We start from the raw sequence: 24,627 nt of genomic DNA, 5'->3' as shown, positions 1-24,627 counted from the left end.
GATTGCTCCTCGCGGCCTTACAGGCTGCGCTCGACCTTCACTTGGTCAAAGACTTCGATCTTATCGTTGACCTGAACATCGTTGTAGTTCTTCACGCCGATGCCGCATTCCATGCCGTTACGCACTTCTTGAACGTCATCTTTGAAGCGGCGCAGCGACTCGAGCTCGCCTTCGTAAATCACAACGTTGTCACGCAGTACACGGATACGTTTGCTGCGCGATACGGTGCCTTCGACAACCATACAGCCAGCCACTGCACCAATTTTCGGTGCGCGGAACACATCGCGTACTTCGGCCACGCCCACGATCTCTTCTTTCCACTCGGGAGCAAGCATACCGCTCATCGCCTGCTTAACCTCATCGATCAGCTGGTAAATAACGCTGTAGTAGCGCAGATCCAGACCTTCACGTTCGATGATTTCACGAGCAGCCGCATCAGCACGGACGTTGAAGCCAACGACGATGGCCTCAGAAGCAAGCGCCAAGTTGGCATCAGTACCGGTGATACCGCCAACACCCGAAGAGACCACGGCGACTTCAACTTCACCGGTGGAGAGTTCTTCCAAGGCGCCTTTGATAGCTTCCAGCGAACCTTGAACGTCAGCTTTCAGAACGATGTTGACCTTGGCCACTTCGTCTTGACCCATCTGGCTGAACATGTTCTCCAGCTTGGCCTTCTGCTGACGTGCCAGGCGCACTTCGCGGTATTTGCCTTGACGGAAGTTAGCCACTTCACGGGCTTTCTTCTCATCGGCAACGACCATGAAGTCATCACCTGCGTCCGGCGTGCCATCCAAACCTTGGATTTCGACCGGCATAGCAGGACCAGCGGTATCCACTTGCTTGCCCAGCTCATTGGTAAGCGCACGAACGCGGCCATAATGCAGACCAGCAAGAACGATATCGCCTTTCTTCAGCGTGCCGTTTTGTACCAGAACAGTGGCTACCGGACCGCGACCTTTATCAAGGCGCGATTCAACAACAACGCCTTTACCAGGTGCGGAAGGTACAGCCGTCAATTCAAGCACTTCTGACACAAGCTGAATGGCTTCCAACAGCTCTTCGATGCCATCGCCAGTCTTCGCAGAAACGTGCACAAACTGGGTGTCACCACCCCATTCCTCTGAAATCACGCCATGCTGCGAGAGCTCATTACGAATGCGGTCCAGATCGATGCCCTGCTTGTCGATCTTGTTCACCGCCACCACCATGGGTACTTCAGCAGCTTTGGAGTGTTCGATCGCTTCAATCGTCTGGGGCATTACGCCGTCGTCAGCAGCAACAACCAGGATAACGACGTCAGTCGCTTTAGCACCACGGGCACGCATTGCGGTAAACGCCGCGTGGCCAGGGGTATCCAGGAAGGTAACGCCGCCGTGGTTGTCTTCCACGTGGTAAGCACCGATGTGCTGGGTAATACCGCCCGCTTCGCCAGTGGCGACTTTCGCGCGACGGATATAATCCAACAGCGATGTTTTACCGTGGTCAACGTGGCCCATAACAGTGACCACCGGTGAACGAGTAATCTCTTCGCCTTCGTAGGAGATGCCTTCCAGCATTTCCGTTTCCAGCGCATCGTCCTTCACTAGCTTGACCTTGTGGCCCATCTCTTCCACAACGATAGCCGCAGTATCCTGGTCAATCGTTTGGTTGATGGTCACGGCCGCGCCCATGTTGAACATGGCCTTGATCACTTCATTGGCCTTGATCGACATTTTGTCGGCCAGCTCAGCAACGCTGATGGACTCAGGAATCGAGACTTCACGGACGATCGGCTGAGTCGGCTTTTGGAAAGCATGCTTGCCGTTGCCACTCTGGCTGGCACCACCACGACGACCGCCGCGACGCTCGGCACGTTTGACTTTCTTACCGCCACCACCGCGCTTACGTTCTTCGCGGTCGCCACGGTCCTCATCGTCACTACGGCCTTTTTTCTTAGCCGCTGCCTTTTTAGGCGGCGCTGTACGACGATCCGTGCGGCCTTCTTTCGGCGGCGCAGGCGGCAAATCATCAGGTGCCGGGGTATCGTCGATTTGCAGCTCAGGCACAGCGATATCGGGCACTTCAGCCGCTTTTGCCTTGGCTTTCTCTTCCTCGGCTTTACGTGCAGCATCTTCCGCTGCTTTCGCTTTAGCCGCTGCCGCCTTCTCTTCAGCTTCGCGGATATCGCGAGCTTTACGCTCGGCTTCCGCTTCTGCCATATCGCCTACCAGCTGACGCGGACCAGAATGCTTAGGCTCAGGCGCTTTCGGCTTATCGTCTTCGGCGCTCTTAACGTACGTTTTCTTCTTACGCACCTGCACTTCGATCGTTTTGCCACGTTCGCCCGTTTTAATACGGCTACGGGTTTTACGCGTCAACGTAATGCGGTTTTTGCTAGCATCGCTGTCACCGCCGCCATGGCTTTTTTTCAAAAAGCTTAGCAGCGTTTGCTTATCGTCTTCAGACACGGCGTCACTTTCTGACGCATGTTTTAAACCAGCTTCTTTCATCTGTTCCAATAGGCGGGGCACATCACGGCCCACCTTTACTGCAAAATCTTTAACTGTCATATCCGACATAGTGACCCTCCTCAGCCCGTGACCTTTTACTGTGTGTTCGAATCCGATACGCCATCGTCTTCAAACCAGGGCGCACGGGCAGTCATGATCAGTGCCGCTGCGCGCGCTTCGTCCAACTCCTCGATATCGACCAGATCGTCGACAGACTGCTCGGCGAGATCTTCCATGGTGACGATGCCTCGGCTAGCCAGAATGAAGGCCAGGTGGCGCTCCATGCCGTCCATGTCCAGCAGATCGTCTGCTGGTTGGGCACCGTCTAGCGCTTCCTCCGAGGCAATGGCCATCGTCAGCAGCTCGTCTTTCGCTCGTGCGCGCAGCTCTTCCACCAAATCTTCATCGAACTCTTCGATTTCGAGCATCTCTTCAAGCGGCACGTAGGCAACTTCTTCCAGGGTGGTAAACCCTTCTTCTACTAATAGGCGGGCAACGTCTTCGTCCACTTCCAGATGCTGAACAAAGGAGTCCACCAGGCTATCAATTTCCTGCTCACGTTTTGACTCAGCTTCATCTTCGGTCATCACGTTAATACGCCAGCCGGTTAGCTCAGAAGCTAAGCGCACGTTCTGGCCGCTACGACCAATGGCTTGCGCCAGATTGTCTTGAGCAACGGCAACGTCCATGGCGTGAGCATCTTCGTCAACCAGGATAGACGCCACATCGGCAGGTGCCATGGCATTTATCACCAACTGCGCTGGGTTATCGTCCCACAGCACAATATCGACACGCTCATTTTGCAGCTCTGACGACACTGCCTGTACGCGGGAACCGCGCATACCAACACACGCCCCAACAGGATCGATGCGGCGGTCGTTAGTTTTAACGGCGATTTTGGCCCGCGAGCCAGGGTCGCGCGCTGCACCCTTGATTTCAATCAGCTGTTCAGCAATTTCCGGCACTTCAATTTTAAACAGCTCAATGATGAACTCAGGACAGGTACGTGACAGCTGTAGCTGCGCACCACGCGCCTCTGGATCAACTTTTACTAGCAAGGCGCGTACCCGCTCATTCATGCGGTAGCGCTCACCGTGGATCATTTCGTTACGCGGCAAGAACGCTTCAGCGTTTTCACCCAGGTCGATAATCAACCCGTCACGGGTGGTTTTCTTGACGATACCTGCCACCAACTCGCCTTCGCGGTCAGCGTACTGACGAACCACTTCAGCGCGTTCGGCTTCACGTACCTTTTGCACGATAACCTGCTTTGCAGTTTGTGCAGCGATACGGCCAAACACGGCATTTTCAATCTTTTTCTCAACCACATCGCCTAGTTTCAGCGGCGGATCACGCTGCTCGGCGATGGTTTCTTTAATTTCATAATCAGGTGTTTCAAATTCGTCATCTTCGACAACGGTCCAGTAGCGGAACGTATCGTAGTCGCCCGTGCGGCGGTCGATATGAACGCGCACATTGGCTTCTTCTTGATCAAAACGCTTGCGTGACGCGCTAGCTAGCGCGGCCTCAACCGCCTCAAAAATAACATCGCGGGGGACGCCTTTTTCGTTAGAGATCGCGTCCACGACCATTAAAATTTCTTTACTCATGCGTTTGCCTCGCCAGAAAACCTGTCCTTTTGTGCATCATCCCGGCAGCCTGCCGGAAGCCGCCACCCGTTTATTCGTCGAATTGCGGGACGACGTGCGCAGAATCGATGCTTTCGATTGGAAAACAGTACTCTTCGCCATCCAGCTGTAGCAGTACTTCATCGCCTTCGACACCAGCGAGAAGGCCTTGGTATTTACGCCGTCCATCAAAAGCCACGCGCAATTTGAGCGCAACGTGGTGGCCTTGATAACGAATAAATTGATCCAGGGTATATAAGGGACGTGCCATACCAGGCGACGAGACTTCCAAGCGGTATTCGCCAGGAATGGGATCTTCCACATCCATAACGGCACTGACTTGGCGACTAATATCAGCGCAGTCTTCCACGCTGACGCCACTTTCGCGTTCGATATAAATTACCAGCCGCGAATGCTTGCCCTGGGAAAGATGGTCGATACCCCATAGCTCAAAACCCATGGCGGCTACGACAGGTTCGATCAGCGCGTGAAGCGCAGCGTGTTTTGTGGCCACAGACAAAGCTCCTATAGCCGTTGCATCAGGCACCTGGCCAGGAGTTGAATGAGAAGCTAGGTGGCTGATTGGCGTTACCCGGAAATGTGTCTCTGGCAATTCGGAAGACTTCCGCTCTGGAGACACTCTTGGCTCTCGAAAAGCTACTAACAAAAAGCCCCTTCACAGGAAGGGGCTTTTCGAAAGAAACCTGTAATACCACCTAATAACATGATTTGGCTTTCGCCCTTGCCCAACCAACATCAAGATTAACTAACATCAAGACTTTTTAGGCGATTAACATGTTACTAGTAAATGGTAGCGGGGACCGGATTTGAACCGATGACCTTCGGGTTATGAGCCCGACGAGCTACCAGACTGCTCCACCCCGCATCAATCTAGGTCGACGATAATAGACACTTGAACCACTTTCGTCAACCTTTCTTTTCAAGTGCATTTTTCGTCTTAGGTGCCAATCCCTACTTTTTGACAATAGCCCTTTAATGAAGCTTATTTGACAAAACAACTCTGGGAAGCTGGTAAACCAGCAAAACAGATGGTGCCGAAGGCGGGACTTGAACCCGCACGACCATACGGTCACTACCCCCTCAAGATAGCGTGTCTACCAATTCCACCACTTCGGCAACAGGGGAGGCTAAAAAAAGCAGTATCAATATGTTACTCGCTGCTTTCCTCTAGCACTGGCGCGGTATTATCCATACTTGCAGGGCCATCGTCAAGCGTTGGAATATTGCGCTGCTGTTCAATCAGGCGAGAGTCGGGAATACCCGCTTCGGGCGCTTGTCCTGCCTGGGTCGCAAAATAAGCCAATGCCATTGAGGTAACAAAAAAGCCGGCGGCTAAAAGCCCCGTTGCGCGAGACAAAAAGTTACCACTACCCCGCGAACCAAACACAGTTTGCGATGCCCCTCCACCAAAGGCGGCACCCGCTTCGGCACCTTTACCCTGCTGAAGCAGGATTAGCACAACCAAGGCGATCGCAATCACCACGTGAACCATAAGAATTGCAACTTGCATGGGATTATCCTGCTGACTGACAAATGGCGTAGAAATCGTCGGTTTTAAGTGAAGCACCGCCCACTAAACCGCCGTCGATATCCGGCTGAGCAAGCAACTCAGCCGCATTATTTGCATTCATGCTGCCGCCGTAAAGCAACTTAAGCTGCTCGGCTAGCATTTTATCAAACCCGGCCTGATAGGTACGAATACCGGCCATTACTTCCTGAGCCTGCTCTGGGGTTGCGGTACGGCCTGTCCCAATTGCCCATACAGGCTCATAGGCAATAACAACCTTAAGCCGCTGTGCCGGCTCTAAACGCGCCATTGCATAGCCAACTTGCCGCAATACAACATCCATCGTGCTACCGGCATCGCGCTCTTCTAGGGTTTCACCCACACAAAGAATCGGCGTGATGCCGACATCAAGCGCAGCGACCAAGCGGTCAAACACCTGCTCATCACCTTCTTTGTATAGCTGGCGACGCTCAGAGTGACCAACCAGCACATAGGCCACATCAAACTCTTTAAGCATACGCCCGCTGATCTCACCCGTATGCGCACCTGAGTGCTGAGGATTGAGCGTCTGCGCCCCTAACTGTAACGGCGTATTTTGGAAAGCACTTCGTGCAGCTTCCAAATAAGGAAACGGCGGAATAACTACAACGTCGATATCATTAGGCAGCTTGGACGCGGTGAAGGCGTCTCCGAACGCTTGAATCAACGCCGTGGAGCCGTTCATTTTCCAGTTACCGGCAATTAATGGCGTACGCATCGATTATCCTCACTCAAGGTGGAGCGAAATGGTATAGGAGCGGCCTTGTCAAGACAACCGCTGTTATACAGGTTAGTTAGTTGGGGCGTGGCAAGCATACTCGCCTATCAAACACATTTACCAAGCTAGCTGAGCAACGCCTGGACCTGATCGGCAAGTTTATGCGCTAGACGGTCAACATCCAGGTGAGCCCGCCCTTCCACCATCACTCGGATTAGCGGCTCAGTGCCCGACGGCCGTAGCAACACTCTACCCTGGTCACCCAGCTCAGCTTCAAGGGCAGCCACCGCTTCGAGTAGCGGCTTTGCCGTCATGACATCTTTTGCGTTGGTGCCCCCAGGCAGCCTGACATTAACCAGCGACTGGGGCACCTTTTCCAAGCCCGTCAAGAGAGACAGTAGCGGCTTTTGCTCTCGCACCATCAACGCCAACACTTGCAACGCTGAAACAATCCCATCGCCCGTCGTTTGAGCATGACCACATACAATATGACCTGATGACTCGCCTCCCAGCTCCCAACCGTTGGCAGCCATCATCTCCATGACAAAGCGATCACCCACTTTCGCGCGCTGAAAGGGAATCCCCAGCCGCTCCAGCGCCATGGCAAGCCCGAAGTTGCTCATCAGAGTGCCTACCACGCCGCCTTCAAGCAGCCCCCGTTCGTGACGATCTCGGGCAATCAGGTAAAGAATATCGTCGCCATCCACCTCACGGCCATCGGCATCTACCAACAGCACTCGATCTCCATCACCATCAAAGGCAATGCCTAAATCAGCGCCTTGCTGAATCACCGCTGCACGCAGCGCTGCGGGATGGGTAGACCCCACTTGATGGTTAATATTCAACCCATCAGGGGAAGAACCAATCACGCTAACATCAGCGCCGAGCTCACGAAATACGTTTGGCGCAATGTGGTAGGTAGCCCCATGAGCACAATCCAATACCACTTTTAGACCATGCAGGCTGAGACGATCAGGTAACGTCGATTTGCAGAACTCGATATAGCGCCCGGCAGCATCGTCAATACGCGTCGCTTTACCCAACTGAGCCGCGCTCGCCGTTGTCAGAGGTGCATCAAGCATCGTCTCAATGCGATCTTCAATCTCGTCGGGTAGCTTTTTACCCTCGGCAGAGAAAAACTTAATGCCGTTATCATCAAAGGGGTTATGCGACGCGGAAATCACAATCCCAGCGTCGGCGCGAAAGGTACGCGTTAGATAGGCGATCCCCGGTGTAGGCATTGGCCCCAACAACGAAACATCGACGCCTGCGGCAGACAGCCCCGCTTCCAAGGCTGACTCAAACATATAGCCAGAGATGCGCGTATCTTTACCAATTAACACACGTGTGCGGCCTTTTTCACGGCGCAGCACCTGACCCACCGCCCACCCCAGTTTGAGCATAAAATCGGCAGTAATAGGCGCTTGCCCAACCGTACCGCGAATCCCATCGGTACCAAAATAACGTCGCGTCATGGCATCATCTCCTTATTTAGCTGCGTCTCGCAGCCTTCCTGAAGCACCGCCCATGCCATATTTACGGCATCTACCGTGGGCCCTACATCATGCACGCGCAAAATATTGGCGCCCCGCTCAACCGCCATGGCTGCTAGCGCAAGACCTCCGGCCAAGCGCTCTTCCACCGGGCGACCCAACACTTTACCAATCATGCTTTTCCGCGACATCCCCACTAACAGCGGCAACTCCAGCGCCCGAAGCTCATCCATATACTTCAGCAAGCGCAGGTTATGTTCAATGGTTTTGCCAAAACCAAAACCAGGATCTATCAATAGACGGCTACGACGAATTCCAACGGCTTCACATGCCGCTACCCGCTCAGCAAGATAGTCGGCAACCACTCGCTCAACTGGCTGACCATAATAGGGCGACTGCTGCATATCCTGGGGCTCACCTTGGCGATGCATTAAACACACAGGCAGGCCGGTGCTTGCTGCAGCGCCGAGCGCACCCTCGCGCTCTAGCGCTCGCACATCGTTAATCATACCAGCGCCAAGCGCGCTTACTTGTCGCATAACGACAGGGCTACTGGTATCCACTGACACCAGCGCATCTAGCTCGTGCACTAACGCTTCAACCACAGGCGCCACACGATCTAACTCTTCTTGCTCTGATACAGGACTAGCCCCTGGCCTTGTCGACTCCCCGCCCACGTCAATCATCGCAGCACCTTCCGCCAACATTTGTTCAGCGTGGTGCAGCGCGCTATCTAGACCAACGTGTTGCCCGCCATCAGAGAAGGAGTCCGGAGTAACATTCAGAATCCCCATTACCCGTGGAAACGAAAGATCTAATGAATGGCGCCCACAGCGCAGGTGATATGCGCTATCCGCTGCCCGTGAAGGCGATGAAGAGTCAACTATCGGTTTCATGCTGCGGCCTACTAAAAGAAAAAACGTGTTTGCAATTGCTTCACAGCATAACAAAAAGGCGCCCCGTTATGGGGCGCCTTTGCTAACATCTCTGACACTCACACACGTTAAGGGCCTGCGGGACCGCCTAACGGGTCAGAAGGACGACGGCGTGGCTCGTCATCATCTTCTTCGCCATCGTCGCCAGACGCATCAGAAGGCGTATCGTCAGCCTTTTCCCCAGCCTTCTCTTCAGGCTTATCGTCGCTAACACGCGTGCCGCCGCCAGATGAATCACCGTCGTTCCAGCCTTCTGGCGGACGCGGATCGCGCCCCTCCATAATATCTTTCAGCTGATCAGCATCGATGGTTTCGTACTTCATCAGTGCTTCGGCCATCGCGTCTAGCTTGTCGCGATTATCTTCCAAAATCTGACGAGCCTGCTCGTAACACTCGTCGATAATCTTGCGCACTTCTTTATCGAGACGAGACGTTGTTTCGCCAGATTTTAGCTTACCGCCACCCTGACCGGGGCCACCAAGGAACTGGTGGGACTCATCCTCGTCGTACATGATCGGGCCCATCTCATTCGACAGCCCCCACTTAGCGACCATGTTATGAGCGAGCTCGGTAGCACGCTTGATATCGTTTGAAGCGCCCGTTGTAACACCGTTAGCGCCCAACGTCATCTCTTCGGCAATACGTCCACCAAACAGCGAGCAAATCTGACTGAGAATTTGTTGGCGAGACAGGCTGTAACGATCTTCTTCCGGCAAGAACATCGTAACACCTAGCGCACGGCCACGCGGGATGATCGTCACTTTGTAAACAGGATCATGCTCGGGCGCAACCAAGCCAATAATGGCATGACCTGATTCGTGATACGCCGTGTTGAGCTTCTCTTTATCGGTCATAACCATCGATTTGCGCTCAGCGCCCATCATGATCTTGTCTTTAGCAAGCTCCAGCTCTTCCATGGCAACCAAGCGCTTGTTACGACGAGCGGCAAACAGCGCTGCCTCGTTGACCAAGTTCGCAAGGTCCGCACCAGAGAAGCCTGGCGTACCGCGCGCAATTAGCTGCGGCTTAACATCATCCGCCAGCGGCACTTTACGCAGGTGAACGCCCAGAATATGTTCACGACCACGAATATCCGGCAGCCCAACCGTTACTTGACGGTCGAAACGACCCGGACGTAGCAGCGCAGGATCAAGCACGTCAGGGCGGTTAGTGGCCGCAATGACGATGACACCTTCATTAGCTTCGAAGCCATCCATCTCTACCAGCAACTGGTTGAGTGTCTGCTCACGCTCATCATTGCCGCCACCCATGCCAGCACCACGTGAGCGGCCAACCGCATCGATTTCATCAATAAAGATGATGCAAGGCGCTTGTTTCTTGGCTTGCTCAAACATGTCACGAACGCGTGAAGCACCAACGCCCACAAACATCTCAACAAAGTCTGAACCAGAGATAGAGAAAAACGGTACTTTGGCTTCGCCCGCAATGGACTTGGCCAGCAGCGTTTTACCCGTTCCTGGCGGACCTACCATCAATACACCGCGCGGGATTGTGCCACCCAAACGCTGGAATTTAGTAGGATCACGCAAGAAGTCTACAAGCTCTTCAACTTCTTCTTTCGCCTCGTCGCAGCCTGCAACATCGGCAAAAGTTGTCTTGATCTGATCCTGGGAAAGCAGTTTGGCTTTCGACTTACCAAAACTCATTGGACCGCCTTTACCGCCACCGGCTCCACCCTGCATTTGGCGCATAAAGAACATAAAGATGGCCAGAATAAGCAGAATCGGGAAGCTCGCAATCAGCAAGCGCGTCCAGATGCTTTGTTGTTCCGGCTCTTTACCGACAACGGTCACGTTGTTGCTTAGCAGATCATCCATCAGCTTAGGATCTTCCGCCGACGGGCGAATGGTCTGGAACTGAGAACCATCCGTACGCTCACCAATGATGGTATAGCCATCAATCGTGACACTACGTACCTGCTGATTTTGCACCTGCTGCACAAACTGAGAGTAGTTGGTGGTTTGCGGTGCGCTTTCCGTACTGAAATTGTTGAACACTGTCAGTAGAACGGCCGCGATGACCAACCACAGAATCAGGTTCTTCGCCATATCGTTCAAGGGGCTACCCTCATTACAAGAATCCGTCAGTTAACCGTTAATACTCAGACCTTACACTAGAGCTTAACGTTCAACCATTGCCAAAGCACATTTTGCTTTGGGCCATCTGTGTCACGCTCGTCCAATGTGCATAATGTGACACAATTTACGCCTGCCTGTCTGGCAATCGTGGTGATAAATCTTTGCTATTACCCGCCAGTATCTACACGCTCGCACTTACTGACGAGTACAGGGCCACGTCTCGTTAGCCTCGAAATCCTTCCGCTAAAAAATAGACTTCCCGCGAGCGCGCCCTCGAAGCATCCGGCTTGCGAGTCACAACACGATCAAAGCTACTTCGGAGCTCTTTCAAATAGGTATCAAATCCTTCGCCTTGAAATACCTTAGCCAGAAAACGCCCGCCAGGCGGTAGCGTTTCTCGCGCAAGTTCCAAAGCGAGTTCAACCAGGTACATTGCCTGTGGCTGATCAATAGCCGCCATACCACTCATATTGGGGGCCATATCAGACATCACAAGGTCTACCTGACGATTTCCTAGACGTTCAAGAATCGCGTTAAGCACGCTCTCTTCAGTAAAATCGCCCTGGATAAAGTCAACGCCGGCTAGGGCATCCATCTCTAATATGTCTGACGCTATCACGACACCCTCAGGTCCCACCTTTTCTGCGGCAATTTGACTCCACCCCCCAGGGGCAGCGCCTAGATCAATTACCGTCATACCGGGGCGAAACAGTTTATCCTTTTCATCAAGCTCAAGCAGCTTATAGCTTGCACGGGAGCGATAGCCATCTTGCCAGCGTTGTTTCACATACTGATCGTCGAAATGTTCTTTCTTCCAGTTGTTGCTGGTCTTGCTCACTGAATGTTTACGGCTTGGGGGCTTTTGCTGCATGTGGGAATCTAACACTGGAATAAGAGATGGGCGCATTCACGCGATTGCTTTCACTTAACGGCATTTCACCGTAAGATGGAGCGTTAAGCGCTAACCGGGATACCGCAAGATACCATGAGCTTGTCACAGGCACAAAAGAAAGCATTTCGTAGCATTGGCCACCACCTCAATCCAGTGGTCACCGTTTCTGAGAACGGCGTCTCCGAAAATTTGCTCGCAGAACTCAGCCGCGCGCTCAACGATCACGAGCTCATCAAAGTGAAGCTCGCTATTACAGAGCGGGACGACCGTGTCGCAATGCTCAATGAGCTAGTCGCCGACAGTAACGCCGAGCTAGTACAAACCATTGGCAAAATGGCGCTGCTCTATCGCCGTAACCCAAAGGTAAACCCCAAGCTTTCCAACATCACGCGTTTTGAAAACCACCACGGACGGCATTAACCCACACGTGGCTCGTTAACCAACGCATGATACTAAAAGGCCCGCGACGTCACCGTCACGGGCCTTTTAGTGTGCCTGGATTGCAGGCGCCTTCAAGACGCCTGCCCCGCGTCACCGCGGTAAATCAGAGATGTTCAACACTCTCAATTTCGTACTCAACATCGCCACCAGGTGTTTTTACCACCACCACATCGCCTTCTTCTTTGCCAATCATCGCTCGGGCGATAGGTGAGGTCACAGAAATGCGCCCCTCTTTAATATTGGCCTCGTCTTCACCAACAATGCGGTAGGTAACGCTGGCGTCGCTATCCAGGTTCAGCAACGACACGGTAACCCCAAAGATCACCTTGCCGGTTTTTGGCAGCTTAGTAACGTCGATTACCTGCGCACCTGAAAGCTTGCTTTCAATTTCCTGGATACGGCCTTCAATAAATCCTTGCTGCTCACGAGCGGCGTGGTACTCAGCGTTCTCTTTGAGATCGCCATGTTCACGCGCTTCAGCAATAGCAGCAATAACTTGAGGGCGGGCTTCGCCCTTCAAGTGATTAAGCTCTTCGCGAAGACTTTTTTCTCCCGCTACCGTCATCGGGACCTTGTTCATTGACTTGCTCCTGCATGCAGATCCTGAAGGCGCCGCACCGTAATCTCCCTACCGTACTCAAGCGCCATGCAAACAGCATTAGCGCCCGCCAAGGTGGTCGCATAGGGCACCTTGCGCGCGAGAGCAGTACGGCGAATAATTGAAGAGTCGTTAATAGCCTGACGACCTTCAGTCGTGTTCACGATGTAGGCGATTTCGTCGTTCTTCAGCAGATCGACGATATGGGGACGGCCTTCGTAGACTTTATTGACGTGCTCCACTTCCAGTCCAGCAGCCTCAAGTGCCGCTGCTGTACCGCGCGTTGCACATAGTGTGAAGCCCAATGTTAGCAGAGAACGCGCCACTTCGATAATCCCTTGCTTGTCGGGCTCGCGTACCGAAAGGAACGCTTTACGCTCGCCATCCAATGCTGGAATGGCTTCGCCAGCGCCCAGCTGCGCTTTAAAGAACGCTTCTGCAAAGGTCTCGCCAGAGCCCATTACTTCACCCGTCGACTTCATCTCGGGCGACAGAATCGGGTCAACACCTTGGAACTTGTTGAACGGGAAGACCGCCTCTTTCACGCTATAGAAGTGCGGAATAATTTCGCGCTCAAAGCCCTGCTCGGCCAGTGTCTTACCCGCCATGCAGCGCGCCGCGATCTGTGCCAACGAAGTGCCGATGCACTTAGACACAAACGGTACGGTACGCGACGCACGAGGATTAACCTCGATGACATAAATTTCGCCATCCTGCCACGCCAGCTGTACGTTCATCAGACCTTTAACGCCCAGCTCAACGGCCATTTTCTTGACCTGCTCGCGCATTTCATCCTGCACATCGGCAGGCAGCGAGTAAGGCGGCAGCGCACAGGCGGAATCACCAGAGTGAACGCCGGCTTGCTCAACGTGCTGCATAATACCGCCGATCACCACCTGTTGACCGTCCGACACAGCGTCGATATCGATTTCGATCGCGGCACTCAAGAAGTGGTCAAGCAAAACGGGAGAGTCGTTAGACACCTTCACCGCATTGGTCATGTAGTTTTCAAGCTCGGAGGCGTCATAAACGATCTCCATTGCCCGACCACCCAGCACGTAGCTAGGACGCACCACTAGCGGGTAGCCGATGGCCTCTGCCTTGGAAAACGCCTCTTCAAAGCTGCGGGCAGTGGCGTTGGGCGGCTGCTTCAAGCCTAGCTTGTCGATCATCACCTGGAAGCGCTCGCGATCTTCAGCGCGGTCAATGGCATCCGGCGTGGTACCAATAATCGGCACGCCTGCTGCCTCTAGCTCACGGGCAAGCTTCAGCGGCGTTTGACCACCGAACTGCACAATCACGCCAACCGGCTTCTCTTTGTCGGCAATTTCCAACACATCTTCCAGCGTCACCGGCTCGAAGTAGAGACGATCAGAGGTGTCGTAGTCGGTAGAAACGGTTTCCGGGTTGCAGTTGACCATGATGGTTTCATAGCCATCATCGCGCATGGCGAAGGCGGCATGAACACAGCAGTAATCGAACTCGATACCTTGACCGATACGGTTCGGGCCACCACCCAATACCATAATTTTTTGACGATCAGAGACGTCCGCTTCGCACTCCTCTTCATAGGTGGAGTACATGTAAGCGGTGTCAGAGGCAAATTCCGCCGCACAGGTGTCGACACGTTTATAAACCGGACGAATGCCCGCTGCCTGGCGCGTTTTGCGGAACTCTTTTTCAGACACGCCCAGTAGCTTGGCCAAACGCGCGTCACCAAAGCCTTTGCGCTTAAGCTGGTAAAGCTCACGGGCAGAGAAATCGGCCAGGGCGCGCTTGGCGACGGCATTTTCAGTCAACACCAAATCTTCCAACTGCACCAGGAACCAAGGATCGATATTGGTGAGCGCAAATACCTCATCGACACTCATTCCAGAGCGCATTGCGTCAGCCACATAGAAAATACGCTCGGCACCAGCGGCCTGCAGCTCGCCCTGAATGATCGCCATGTTGTCTGGCGTGAAATCGGTGATGATCGGATCAAGACCATCGTTACCGGTTTCCAGACCGCGCAGCGCTTTCTGCAGCGACTCTTGGAACGTGCGGCCAATCGCCATCACTTCGCCCACCGACTTCATCTGAGTGGTCAGACGGTCGTTTGCCTGAGGGAATTTCTCGAAGGTAAAGCGCGGAATTTTAGTGACGACATAGTCGATTGATGGCTCAAACGACGCGGGCGTGCGGCCACCGGTAATATCGTTTTGCAGCTCATCCAAGGTGTAACCCACCGCTAGTTTCGCGGCGATTTTAGCAATCGGGAAACCAGTAGCCTTAGATGCCAGCGCCGACGAGCGCGATACCCGCGGGTTCATCTCGATAACCACCAGGCGACCGGTTTTCGGGTCCATACCAAACTGTACGTTGGAGCCGCCGGTTTCCACACCAATCTCGCGCAGCACCGCGAGGCTGGCGTCACGCATGATCTGGTACTCTTTGTCGGTCAGCGTTTGCGCTGGCGCGACGGTAATCGAGTCACCGGTGTGAACGCCCATAGGATCGAAGTTTTCAATCGCACAGACAATGATGCAGTTGTCATTCTTATCCCGCACCACTTCCATCTCGTACTCTTTCCAACCCAGCAGCGATTCGTCGATCAGCAGCTCGTGGTTATTGGAAAGCTCGAAACCGCGGGTACAGATCTCTTCGAACTCTTCTTTGTTATACGCCACGCCGCCGCCGGAGCCGCCCATGGTGTAAGAAGGACGAATAATGGTCGGGAAGCCCAATTCAGCCTGAATTTCCCAGGCCTCATCCATGGTGTGCGCCACTTTGGCTTTCGGGCACTCCAAACCAATACGCTTCATGGCTTGATCGAACAGATCGCGATCTTCAGCCATGTTAATCGCATCGGCGTTGGCACCAATCATCTCGACGCTGTATTTTTCCAGTACGCCATGCTTTTCCAGGTCAAGCGCACAGTTGAGCGCTGTCTGGCCACCCATCGTGGGTAGAATTGCGTCCGGGCGCTCGGCCTCAATAATTTTTTCAACCGCTTGCCAGGTAATCGGCTCGATGTAGGTGGCATCGGCCATGGCCGGGTCGGTCATGATGGTGGCCGGGTTGGAGTTAACCAAAATAACCCGGAACCCCTCTTCACGCAGCGCTTTACACGCCTGGGCGCCAGAGTAGTCAAATTCGCAGGCCTGGCCGATGACAATCGGGCCAGCGCCAATGATAAGAATGCTGTTGATATCGGTACGCTTAGGCATAACGGTTCCCGCAAAATAGGTGACGATGAGCGACAAAAAAACGGCGTTACATGGCGGCGATCAAGGGCAGCGTTAGCGACGCGCCTGCATCATGGCAATAAAGCGATCAAACAGCGGCGCCACATCACGCGGGCCAGGGCTGGCTTCCGGGTGACCTTGGAAGCTAAACGCTGGGCGGTCAGTGCGCTCGATTCCTTGCAGCGTGCCATCGAACAACGAACGGTGCGTGGCACGCACGTTGGCTGGAAGGGTCGCTTCATCGGCAGCAAAGCCGTGGTTTTGGCTGGTAATCATTACCGTGCCGGTGTCTAAATCTTGCACCGGATGGTTTGCACCGTGATGGCCGTGACCCATCTTGATGGTTTTGGCACCCGAGGCCAGCGCCAGCAACTGGTGGCCAAGGCAAATGCCAAATACCGGCGTATTGGTTTCCAATACGTCCTGGATCGCCTTGATGGCGTAATCACAGGGCTCGGGGTCACCGGGGCCGTTAGCCAAAAAGATACCATCCGGATTCATCGCCAACACGTCAGCCGCAGGCGTTTGTGCCGGTACGACCGTCAACCGGCAGCCGCGCGCGGCCAGCATACGCAGGATGTTAAATTTCACCCCGAAGTCATACGCCACCACATGGTAAGGACGCTCACCTTGGGTAGTATCAGCGTAGCCCTCGCCCAGCGTCCACTCGCCTTGGGTCCATTCGTAAGCCTCTTTGCATGAGACTTCCTTGGCCAGATCCATGCCCTTCAACCCGGGAAATGCCTTCGCTGCCGCCAGCGCCCGCTCTACCGCATCATCGCCCTCTGCTTCTGCACCCGCCAGAATCGCACCGTTTTGCGCGCCTTTATCACGCAGAATGCGCGTTAAACGGCGAGTATCGATATCCGCAATGCCCAGCACATTTTGGCTTTTTAGATAGTCAGAAAGGCTTTGCTCTGAACGGAAACTGCTGGCTAGCAGGGGTAAATCACGAATCACCAGGCCCGCTGCGGCAATTGATGCAGATTCCACATCTTCCGAATTAATGCCGGTATTGCCGATATGAGGGTAGGTCAGCGTGACGATTTGGCGGGTGTAAGAAGGGTCAGTGAGGATTTCCTGGTAGCCGGTCATGGCTGTATTGAACACCACCTCACCGCTTGTGACGCCATCCGCGCCAATGGCAATGCCATGAAACACACTGCCATCTTCCAGGGCCAATATCGCGGGTTTGCTCAATGCGGGGTTATTCAAGACAAGTTCTCCCATGCTGGTGGGAGCCTGTGGGCGCAGGCTCGGCGATCCGGTTTGTCGGCGTTTGTGCGTGCAAACGTCGGGTCGTAAAAAAGCGGGACGAAGCCGATAGTAAAAAAATCGGTTTCATCCCGCTTGTTGTTCTCTTCCGTGGCGAATGGCCATGGCGCAGCATTTAGCTGACTGTTTTCTCTAACCTAAGGCCAGTGCAACAAGCGCGGTGCTTACCCTACAGAGATTCGTTCGCTGCAGATATTTTGCTGCTTTTTGCAGCCACTGGGCCAAAATTTTTGGAATGTTACAGGATTTATCGACCTTAGGCTAGCCCTAAAACTACCAGCAACTTTATATGCTCCATTTTGCCCCTGCAATCAATATGCCACGACCTTCAGGTCATTGATAAATGAGGAGGGTGGAAGTCGCCCCAAAATTTTTTTGTGTACGTAATTAATATATTTGGTTGCCTTCTTGATGTTTTTTTGTCTACGCTTGCCCGAGTTGACCAAATGGTCAAACGCGTTTTTTTCGATAGCTCACCCAACAAATACAAAGAGAATATCGTCATGCCACAAAGCCCTACGCCGTATTCTGGCTCTCCTCCCGTACAAGCAACGAGCACCCTGGATAATTACTTCAATGTCAGCCGCCGCGGCTCCTCGGTGAAGACCGAAGTGCTTGCAGGCATCGCGACGTTTCTAGCCGGGATGTATATCATCGTGGTCAACCCAGCCATCTTATCTGATGCGGGTATTCCCTTTTCTGCAGCACTCTCCGCCACCGTGGTCATCAGCTTTTTTAGTAGCTTGGCCATGGGCTTGTATGCCCGCAATCCAATTTTAGTTGCTCCTGGAATGGGCATGAATGCGCTTTTCACCTACACCCTGGTGCTTGGCGCAGGGTTGTCGTGGGAAGTTGCGCTGGGATGCGTATTCTGGTCAGGGGTACTGTTCGCTATCTTGGCGCTGTTTAACGTTCGCGAAGCCATCATCGAGGCCATTCCAGCCTCATTGCGCTATGCCATCACCTGTGGGATAGGCCTATTCATCACTTTTATTGGGCTCAAGAATGCCGGGTTCATCGTAGCCAACCCAGCGACCCTGATTAGCCTCGGTGATTTAAACGCAAGTCTAATAACCTTCTTTATTGGCCTAATGGCTACCGCGATACTGGTCATTCGCGGCTTCAATGGCGCTCTGATCTTGGGCATCGCCCTAACCACTCTGTTGGCAATCCCTATGGGGCGGCTGTGGAGTGACGACGTATTGGTGGCTTGGCAAGGCCTAGCTGCATGGCCGGATTTCTCGGCGGTAATGAAGGTCGATATTCTAGGCGCCCTCAAGGTGGCTTACCTGCCATTCATTTTCGTGATGCTGTTTACTAACTTCTTCGACTCACTGTCTTGCTTTATGGCGCTATCCGAGTCAGCTGATCTCAAGGATGCCAACGGTAATCCACGCAACCTTAAGCGTTCCATGACGGTGGATGCTTTCGCATCGATGATCGCGGCCCCCCTCGGCACCAGCGCGGCACAAACCTTTATCGAATCCGGTGCTGGCGTTGCCCAAGGCGGCCGCACAGGACTCACGGCAGTCGTTATTGGCGTATTGTTCCTGCCTTTCTTGTTTCTCTCACCGTTGCTGTCCCTAGTTCCCAGCATCGCGACCGCCCCAGCTCTTGTCCTGGTGGGGCTGTTCATGATGGCACCGATTGGAAAGATTGACTGGAGCCGTCTCGAGGAAGCCTTTCCCGCATTTCTGGCCATCATTTTAATGCCGCTGACGTACTCCATCACCCTGGGTATCGCCTTTGGTTTTATCAGCTTTGTGCTCATCCGGCTGGCCACCGGCAAGTTGGACGAGATTAAGCCTGCAATGTGGGTCTCCGCCCTGTTAGCGGTGGTTATGCTGCTGACAGCACAATAGACGACTCTTCTCATGCTGAGTCATCAAAAAATACCCCGTTTTTCACGCACCACCTGACCGATCGGACAGCACTTAAGCAACCAATAACAACATAACGGGTAGGACTATGATTACATTTCACCTCAATGGGCAACCGCATCGCGTTACAGCGGATGTTCACCTTAGCGTTCTGGAGCTGCTAAGAGAACAACTACACCTGACCGGCACCAAGGAAGGTTGCGCGTCTGGTGATTGCGGCGCTTGCACAGTAGCCATCGGGGCACCCGATGCCAATGGCGAGCTACGCTACCACAGCGCCAACGCCTGCATCATGCCCGCTCATCAGCTCCAAGGCCGCCACTTAGTCACTGTTGAAGGTCTCGCTGACGACCAGCAATACCTGCATCCCGCCCAGGCAGCCATGGTCGAATGCCATGGTAGCCAATGCGGCTTCTGCACGCCGGGCATTGTGATGTCATTGTTCACACTGCACGAAGAACAGCACACTAACCCGCTCGCCACTCCCTTTAGCCCTGAGCGCCTTGAAGCCGCACTTGGCGGCAACCTGTGTCGCTGCACTGGCTATCGCCCCATTCGTGATGCGGCATTAGCAATGAACAGTATCGATGGTCATCGCCCTGAATGGTTAGATGCAACACTGAATGATGCGCAAGATAATCAGCACGTGGCCAACCTGGACGAAACCAGCAGCCGTTTCCATCAGCCTCGTCAGTTGAATGACCTAGTACGCCTACGCGCAGCCCATCCAGAAGCACGTTTGGTTGCGGGTGCCACTGACCTTTGGCTTGAAGTCACCCAACAACTGAAGGACTTACCACGGCTTATCGATACCACGCGCGTAAGTGAGCTTCAGCAAATTGAACAAGGTCAGGATGCGAGCGGGCGCCCCGGTTGGTGGATCGGAGCAGCCGTCACCTATGCACGCTTGGAGCCTTTACTCGAGAGTGAATACCCAACCTTTGCCCATCTTCTACACCGCCTCGGCTCGGCTCAGGTACGCAACCGCGGCACCTTAGGCGGTAATGTCGCCAATGCATCCCCCATCGGCGACACCCCGCCGGTGCTGCTGGCCCTTGATGCACAGCTTCGCCTCGCAGGCCCTAACGGCTCCCGCGAGATTGCCGCCAACAACTTCTTCATCGACTACAAAAAGACCGACTTAGCTAACAATGAAGTATTAAGCGCGGTTTTCATCCCGGCCCCGCAAGCAGGCCGCCAGCTAAAAGTATGGAAACTCTCGAAGCGGCGCGAAGATGATATTTCTGCCGTGCTGAGTGCTTTTGCCTGGCACCTGGAGGATGGATGCCTACGCGATGTACGCCTGGCCTTCGGTGGCATGGCCGGCATACCTGCCCGAGCCCGTGAGGCCGAAGCGGCTCTCGAAGGGAATCCGCCCTCACCAACCGTCTTCGAGGCTGCACGCCAAGCGCTCGCGAATGACTTTTCACCGATGAGCGATGTTCGTGGCAGTGCCGACTACCGCACGCGGTCAGCGAGTGCGCTACTTGAACGCCTACGTCTGGTCATCGAATCGTCTACCCACACCCAACCACACACTCAGGAGGTGATGCTCCATGCGTACGCTCACTGATCTGCCAGCACCACAGCCTGAGCAGAAAGCATTTCATCCAGCACAACATACCGGCCGTTTTTTTTCTGGCACCTCGGCCAATCACGAGAGTGCCATCAAGCATGTCACCGGGCGCGCGGCTTATATTGATGACCTAGCCCTTCCGGCCAATGCCCTCCACCTAGCCGCAGGCCTGTCATCTGTTGCCCACGGGCGCATTACCCGCATGGATCTGGAAGCGGTAAGGTCTGCTCCTGGTGTGGTCGATGTTATTAGCGTGGCAGACGTGCCAGGCCATACCGATATTGGCCCCGTTTTCCCAGGGGATCCCATCATGGCTGACGGCGAAGTGCTCTACGCGGGCCAGGTGCTATTCGCCGTGGCGGCCGACAGCCATCGTGCGGCTCGTCAAGCAGTCGAAAAGGCAATTATCGAGATCGAAGAGCGCCCAGCAAGCCTCGACCCCGTTGCTGCCGCCAACGCGGGTGACCTGGTTCGCCCCACTCATCAACAGATCAGTGGAGATTGGGAAAAAGCCTTTGCCGACGCCGCCATTGTCGTTGCTGGCAAACAGTTTGTCGGCGGCCAGGAACACTTCTACTTGGAAGGGCAGGCCTGCGTCGCCCATCCCAGCGAAGACGAAGGCGTCATGATTCACACCTCTAACCAGCATCCCAGCGAGACGCAGAAACTGGTTGCCGAGGTACTCGGTATTCCCTTCCATGCCGTTACCGTCGAGACACGCCGCATGGGGGGCGGATTCGGAGGCAAGGAAACACAGGCTTCACCTTGGGCTTGCATAGCCGCATTAATCGCCCGGCGAACCGGGCGCAGCTGCCGCTTCCGCTTACCGCGAGTCGATGACATGCGCGTAACCGGTAAGCGCCACCCTTTTCATAACGACTACCGCCTTGGCGTCGATGCCCATGGCGTGATTCTGGGTGGCGATATCAATGTAATCGGCGACTGTGGCTATTCACCCGACCTTTCCGACGCCATTGTTGATCGCGCTATGTTTCACTCGGATAACGCCTATTCGCTGGGTGACGTCCGCGTTACAGGATATCGAGCGCGCACCCATACGGCCTCTAACACCGCCTTCCGCGGCTTCGGCGGCCCCCAAGGTATGATGGTTATCGAAGCGGCAATGGAGGATATCGCTCGCCGCCTAGGCGAAGATCCGCTGACGATACGCAAGCGCAATTTTTATCGCGACGGACGCAACACGACGCATTACGGCCAGACGGTGGATCAGACCGTTCTTCTGCATGAGCTGGTTGAGCAACTCGAAACCTCTAGCGACTACTGGCAGCGACGCCGAGAAATCCGGGAGTTCAACGCCAAGAGCCCCGTCATTCGCAAAGGCTTAGCGTTGACCCCAGTAAAATTCGGCATTTCCTTCACCGCCCAGCACCTCAACCAAGCGGGCGCGCTACTGCACGTCTATACCGACGGCAGCGTAATGATCAACCACGGTGGCACCGAGATGGGCCAGGGGCTGCACACGAAGATTTGCCAAGTGGTGGCGCGTGAGCTGGGCCTGGATCTTGATAGCGTGCGCATCACCGCCACACGTACCGACAAGGTGCCCAATACCTCTCCCACCGCCGCCTCCAGCGGCGCCGACCTCAATGGCCAGGCAGCTCGCGATGCCGCGCTCAAACTAAAAACACGGCTTTATGACTTTGCTGCCGAGCACTACCATCTCGATCGAGAAACCATCCACATCAAAGAGGGTTATCTAATAGCCGGCTTTGGCGAAAGTGAACGCCGCATCGCTTGGGGAGAGCTGGTTCAAGCCGCCTATCTATCGCGCATCTCGCTATCGGAAAAAGGCTTCTACGCCACACCATTGATCCATTATGACCGTGCCAGCGGCAATGGACGCCCCTTCTACTACTATGCCTTTGGTGCGGCGGTGGCCGAAGTTTCAATCGATACCTTGAGCGGCGAATACTTGGTAGATCGTGTCGACATCCTCCACGACGTGGGTGACTCCCTGAATCCGGCTATCGATATCGGCCAAGTCGAAGGTGGTTTCATTCAGGGGATGGGCTGGTTAACCAGTGAAGAGCTGAAATGGAATGGTAAAGGCCAACTGATTTCGAATGGCCCCGCGACCTACAAGATCCCCACTTACGGCGATCTACCCGCCACTTTCAATACCTCCTTAATGGAAGGCCACCCCAACTCCATGGCCAGCATCTATCGCTCCAAGGCAGTAGGTGAACCCCCTTTTATGCTTGGTATGTCGGTATGGGCGGCCCTGCGTGACGGCTTGGCCAGCCTAAATGGATACACCCAGGCGATACCTCTGGACACGCCAGCCACACCGGAGCGAGTCATGGCTGCCGCCGAAGCCGCACGCGCCAAACTTGACCCTGCCGCTGACAAACGACACAGCAATGTCCGTTAAGCCTTCCCCCTCTAACTATCTTCAGGAGCAACATCATGAATGAAGAGCAAGGACAAAGCCTGAAACAAGAGCAGGGGCAAGCCTGGTTAATACGTGCACGGGTCTTGAGTTTCGATGCCGACCCCGGCGATGGTGACACGCCCCGAGAGGGTAGCGTTGTCTACCACCAAGACGGTGCCCTGTGGTGGGCCGATGGCCGCATTCAGGGCGTTGGCGACTATCGCACCCTGGCCCCTCAGCTGCCCGCCGATATCAGCGTCATCGACCAGCGTGACAAGCTGGTCATGCCAGGCTTTATTGACAGCCATGTTCACTACGTTCAGCTCGATATCATGGCCTCTTATGGCCGCCAACTGCTGGACTGGTTGAATGACTACACCTTTCCTGAAGAGTGCCGTTTCGCCCAGCGCGCACATGCCGACAACATGGCCGACGCTTTTCTCAAAGAGTTGATGCGAGTCGGGACCACCACCGCCCAAGTGTTCTGCTCAAGCCATCCCAATTCGGTAGATGCCTTCTTCAGCGCCGCCCAACGCCGCGGCCTATGTATGCTCGCTGGCAAGGTACTGATGGATCGCCACGCCCCCGAAGCACTTACCGACAAGACCCTCGGCGGCATTCGTGATACCGAGCGCTTGATCAGCGACTGGCATGGCACCGACCGCCTTGGCTACAGTGTTACGCCGCGCTTTGCTCCCACATCCACACGCACCCAGCTTGATGCCGCTGGCGGCCTGCTGCGCAACGATGAAAGCCTATGGCTGCAAACTCACTTATCGGAAAACCTCGGCGAACTGGACTGGGTAGCCGAGCTGTTTCCAGAAAGCCGTGACTACCTTGAGGTTTACGAGCAGTCCGGCCTGGTTGGGCCACGCAGCACCTTTGCCCATGGCATTCATCTGGACAATGGCATGCGCAAGCGGCTGGCTGAACGCAGTGCCAATATCGCTTTTTGCCCCAGCTCTAACCTCTTTCTTGGTAGCGGCTTATTCGACCGCCATGCAGCTCATGAAAGCGGGTTAAATCTAACCCTGGCCAGCGATATTGGTGCTGGCACCGATCTTTCCGGATTAGCGACTCTCAAGGCGGGCTATCAAGTAGGGCAACTGCTCGGCCAGCCACTGACGGCCTGGTCAGGCTTCCATGCCCTGACCAGAGGCAATGCAGTATCCCTATCGCTAGATGACCGTATCGGCCGTTTCGCACCAGGCATGGATGCCGATTTTGTAGTTATCGACCTGTCCGCCTCACCGCTGATGGCACGACGTATGGCACGATGCGAAAGTTTGGCAGAGGAGTTATTCACTCTAATGATGCTAGGCGACGACCGCGCTATCTTCGAAACCTGGGCTGGAGGACGCCTACAGCACCGACGTCAAAATTAAGCAGAAAATCAATCAGGAGGGGGCCAAAA

At 54.5% G+C, this 24,627-nt stretch carries 17 protein-coding genes and 2 tRNA genes; 5 read left to right on the top strand and 14 right to left on the bottom strand.

All coding sequences use genetic code 11. The annotated features are described in order from the left end of the window. Window positions 1-17: 17 nt before the first annotated feature. From infB to rlmE, 11 genes are all read right to left on the bottom strand, one after another. Window positions 18-2,561, bottom strand: a complete 2,544-nt coding sequence (gene infB / locus J4377_RS01830; protein ID WP_038480711.1) for a translation initiation factor IF-2 — start codon at window positions 2,559-2,561, stop codon at window positions 18-20. 26 nt (window positions 2,562-2,587) lie between these two features. Continuing rightward, window positions 2,588-4,102, bottom strand: coding sequence for a transcription termination factor NusA (nusA, locus tag J4377_RS01825; protein ID WP_009723738.1), 1,515 nt, complete (start codon window positions 4,100-4,102; stop codon window positions 2,588-2,590). A 70-nt stretch (window positions 4,103-4,172) separates the two neighbouring features. After that, entirely contained in the window at window positions 4,173-4,634 is a 462-nt protein-coding gene (rimP, locus tag J4377_RS01820) for a ribosome maturation factor RimP (protein WP_030074116.1), read from the bottom strand. 295 nt (window positions 4,635-4,929) lie between these two features. Then, window positions 4,930-5,006 (bottom strand) — tRNA-Met (locus tag J4377_RS01815). Window positions 5,007-5,170: 164 nt separating this feature from the next. Continuing rightward, window positions 5,171-5,257: transfer RNA gene (locus J4377_RS01810), tRNA-Leu, on the bottom strand. 34 nt (window positions 5,258-5,291) lie between these two features. Next, window positions 5,292-5,651, bottom strand: a complete 360-nt coding sequence (gene secG, locus J4377_RS01805) for a preprotein translocase subunit SecG (protein WP_009723741.1) — start codon at window positions 5,649-5,651, stop codon at window positions 5,292-5,294. Between the two features lie 4 nt (window positions 5,652-5,655). After that, window positions 5,656-6,405 carry a triose-phosphate isomerase gene (tpiA, locus tag J4377_RS01800; RefSeq protein ID WP_095604440.1) on the bottom strand — a complete coding sequence of 250 codons (750 nt, stop codon included), beginning with the start codon at window positions 6,403-6,405 and terminating at the stop codon, window positions 5,656-5,658. A gap of 125 nt (window positions 6,406-6,530) precedes the next feature. Further along, window positions 6,531-7,880: a phosphoglucosamine mutase gene (glmM, locus tag J4377_RS01795; RefSeq protein WP_038480703.1), complete on the bottom strand. Its 1,350-nt coding sequence runs from the start codon at window positions 7,878-7,880 to the stop codon at window positions 6,531-6,533. Beyond that, the gene (gene folP, locus J4377_RS01790; protein ID WP_253486445.1) at window positions 7,877-8,794 is read right to left on the bottom strand and encodes a dihydropteroate synthase; all 918 of its coding nucleotides are present in this window, start codon (window positions 8,792-8,794) and stop codon (window positions 7,877-7,879) included. Before folP ends, glmM begins: the two co-directional genes overlap by 4 nt. A gap of 107 nt (window positions 8,795-8,901) precedes the next feature. Next, complete coding sequence (gene ftsH / locus J4377_RS01785; protein WP_038480700.1) at window positions 8,902-10,911, bottom strand: ATP-dependent zinc metalloprotease FtsH; 2,010 nt, start codon at window positions 10,909-10,911, stop codon at window positions 8,902-8,904. A 244-nt stretch (window positions 10,912-11,155) separates the two neighbouring features. Further along, complete coding sequence (gene rlmE, locus J4377_RS01780; RefSeq protein WP_038480697.1) at window positions 11,156-11,803, bottom strand: 23S rRNA (uridine(2552)-2'-O)-methyltransferase RlmE; 648 nt, start codon at window positions 11,801-11,803, stop codon at window positions 11,156-11,158. 114 nt (window positions 11,804-11,917) lie between these two features. On the opposite strand from rlmE, the gene yhbY reads away from it, so the two are divergent. Beyond that, on the top strand, window positions 11,918-12,244 hold the full coding sequence (gene yhbY / locus J4377_RS01775; RefSeq protein WP_038480694.1) for a ribosome assembly RNA-binding protein YhbY: 327 nt from the start codon (window positions 11,918-11,920) through the stop codon (window positions 12,242-12,244). Window positions 12,245-12,368: 124 nt separating this feature from the next. Here the strand turns inward: yhbY and greA are convergent, their stop codons facing one another. The 3 genes from greA to carA form a co-directional block, all read right to left on the bottom strand. Continuing rightward, on the bottom strand, window positions 12,369-12,845 hold the full coding sequence (gene greA / locus J4377_RS01770; protein WP_009723748.1) for a transcription elongation factor GreA: 477 nt from the start codon (window positions 12,843-12,845) through the stop codon (window positions 12,369-12,371). Further along, window positions 12,842-16,072, bottom strand: a complete 3,231-nt coding sequence (gene carB / locus J4377_RS01765; protein WP_231658227.1) for a carbamoyl-phosphate synthase large subunit — start codon at window positions 16,070-16,072, stop codon at window positions 12,842-12,844. Before carB ends, greA begins: the two co-directional genes overlap by 4 nt. Window positions 16,073-16,144: 72 nt before the next feature. After that, on the bottom strand, window positions 16,145-17,290 hold the full coding sequence (carA, locus tag J4377_RS01760) for a glutamine-hydrolyzing carbamoyl-phosphate synthase small subunit (RefSeq protein WP_253488094.1): 1,146 nt from the start codon (window positions 17,288-17,290) through the stop codon (window positions 16,145-16,147). Between the two features lie 578 nt (window positions 17,291-17,868). On the opposite strand from carA, the gene J4377_RS01755 reads away from it, so the two are divergent. The 4 genes from J4377_RS01755 to guaD all read left to right on the top strand — a co-directional run bounded on the left by J4377_RS01755 (window position 17,869) and on the right by guaD (window position 24,598). Further along, window positions 17,869-19,227, top strand: a complete 1,359-nt coding sequence (locus tag J4377_RS01755) for an NCS2 family permease (RefSeq protein WP_083000706.1) — start codon at window positions 17,869-17,871, stop codon at window positions 19,225-19,227. A 106-nt stretch (window positions 19,228-19,333) separates the two neighbouring features. Then, complete coding sequence (gene xdhA, locus J4377_RS01750) at window positions 19,334-20,818, top strand: xanthine dehydrogenase small subunit (RefSeq protein ID WP_253486443.1); 1,485 nt, start codon at window positions 19,334-19,336, stop codon at window positions 20,816-20,818. Further along, window positions 20,802-23,213, top strand: coding sequence for a xanthine dehydrogenase molybdopterin binding subunit (gene xdhB / locus J4377_RS01745; protein WP_231658224.1), 2,412 nt, complete (start codon window positions 20,802-20,804; stop codon window positions 23,211-23,213). The genes xdhA and xdhB overlap by 17 nt, the downstream gene beginning before the upstream one ends. 35 nt (window positions 23,214-23,248) lie before the next feature. Beyond that, window positions 23,249-24,598, top strand: coding sequence for a guanine deaminase (guaD, locus tag J4377_RS01740; protein ID WP_120385881.1), 1,350 nt, complete (start codon window positions 23,249-23,251; stop codon window positions 24,596-24,598). Window positions 24,599-24,627: the final 29 nt, after the last annotated feature.

The organism is Halomonas sp. XH26, assembly GCF_024138895.1.
In the GTDB taxonomy this organism is placed as follows: domain Bacteria; phylum Pseudomonadota; class Gammaproteobacteria; order Pseudomonadales; family Halomonadaceae; genus Vreelandella; species Vreelandella alkaliphila.
The sequence above is the reverse complement of the archived record's forward strand: the minus strand, read 5'-3'. Positions and strand labels throughout refer to the sequence as shown.

Excerpts from the sequence above, each read along its gene's own strand:
- infB (WP_038480711.1), bottom strand. The coding sequence starts at position 2,561 with ATGTCGGATATGACAGTTAAAGATTTTGCAGTAAAGGTGGGCCGTGAT.
- nusA (WP_009723738.1), bottom strand. The coding sequence starts at position 4,102 with ATGAGTAAAGAAATTTTAATGGTCGTGGACGCGATCTCTAACGAAAAA.
- secG (WP_009723741.1), bottom strand. The coding sequence starts at position 5,651 with ATGCAAGTTGCAATTCTTATGGTTCACGTGGTGATTGCGATCGCCTTG.
- tpiA (WP_095604440.1), bottom strand. The coding sequence starts at position 6,405 with ATGCGTACGCCATTAATTGCCGGTAACTGGAAAATGAACGGCTCCACG.
- glmM (WP_038480703.1), bottom strand. The coding sequence starts at position 7,880 with ATGACGCGACGTTATTTTGGTACCGATGGGATTCGCGGTACGGTTGGG.
- folP (WP_253486445.1), bottom strand. The coding sequence starts at position 8,794 with ATGAAACCGATAGTTGACTCTTCATCGCCTTCACGGGCAGCGGATAGC.
- rlmE (WP_038480697.1), bottom strand. The coding sequence starts at position 11,803 with ATGCAGCAAAAGCCCCCAAGCCGTAAACATTCAGTGAGCAAGACCAGC.
- yhbY (WP_038480694.1), top strand. The coding sequence starts at position 11,918 with ATGAGCTTGTCACAGGCACAAAAGAAAGCATTTCGTAGCATTGGCCAC.
- greA (WP_009723748.1), bottom strand. The coding sequence starts at position 12,845 with ATGAACAAGGTCCCGATGACGGTAGCGGGAGAAAAAAGTCTTCGCGAA.
- carB (WP_231658227.1), bottom strand. The coding sequence starts at position 16,072 with ATGCCTAAGCGTACCGATATCAACAGCATTCTTATCATTGGCGCTGGC.
- J4377_RS01755 (WP_083000706.1), top strand. The coding sequence starts at position 17,869 with ATGCCACAAAGCCCTACGCCGTATTCTGGCTCTCCTCCCGTACAAGCA.
- xdhA (WP_253486443.1), top strand. The coding sequence starts at position 19,334 with ATGATTACATTTCACCTCAATGGGCAACCGCATCGCGTTACAGCGGAT.
- xdhB (WP_231658224.1), top strand. The coding sequence starts at position 20,802 with ATGCGTACGCTCACTGATCTGCCAGCACCACAGCCTGAGCAGAAAGCA.
- guaD (WP_120385881.1), top strand. The coding sequence starts at position 23,249 with ATGAATGAAGAGCAAGGACAAAGCCTGAAACAAGAGCAGGGGCAAGCC.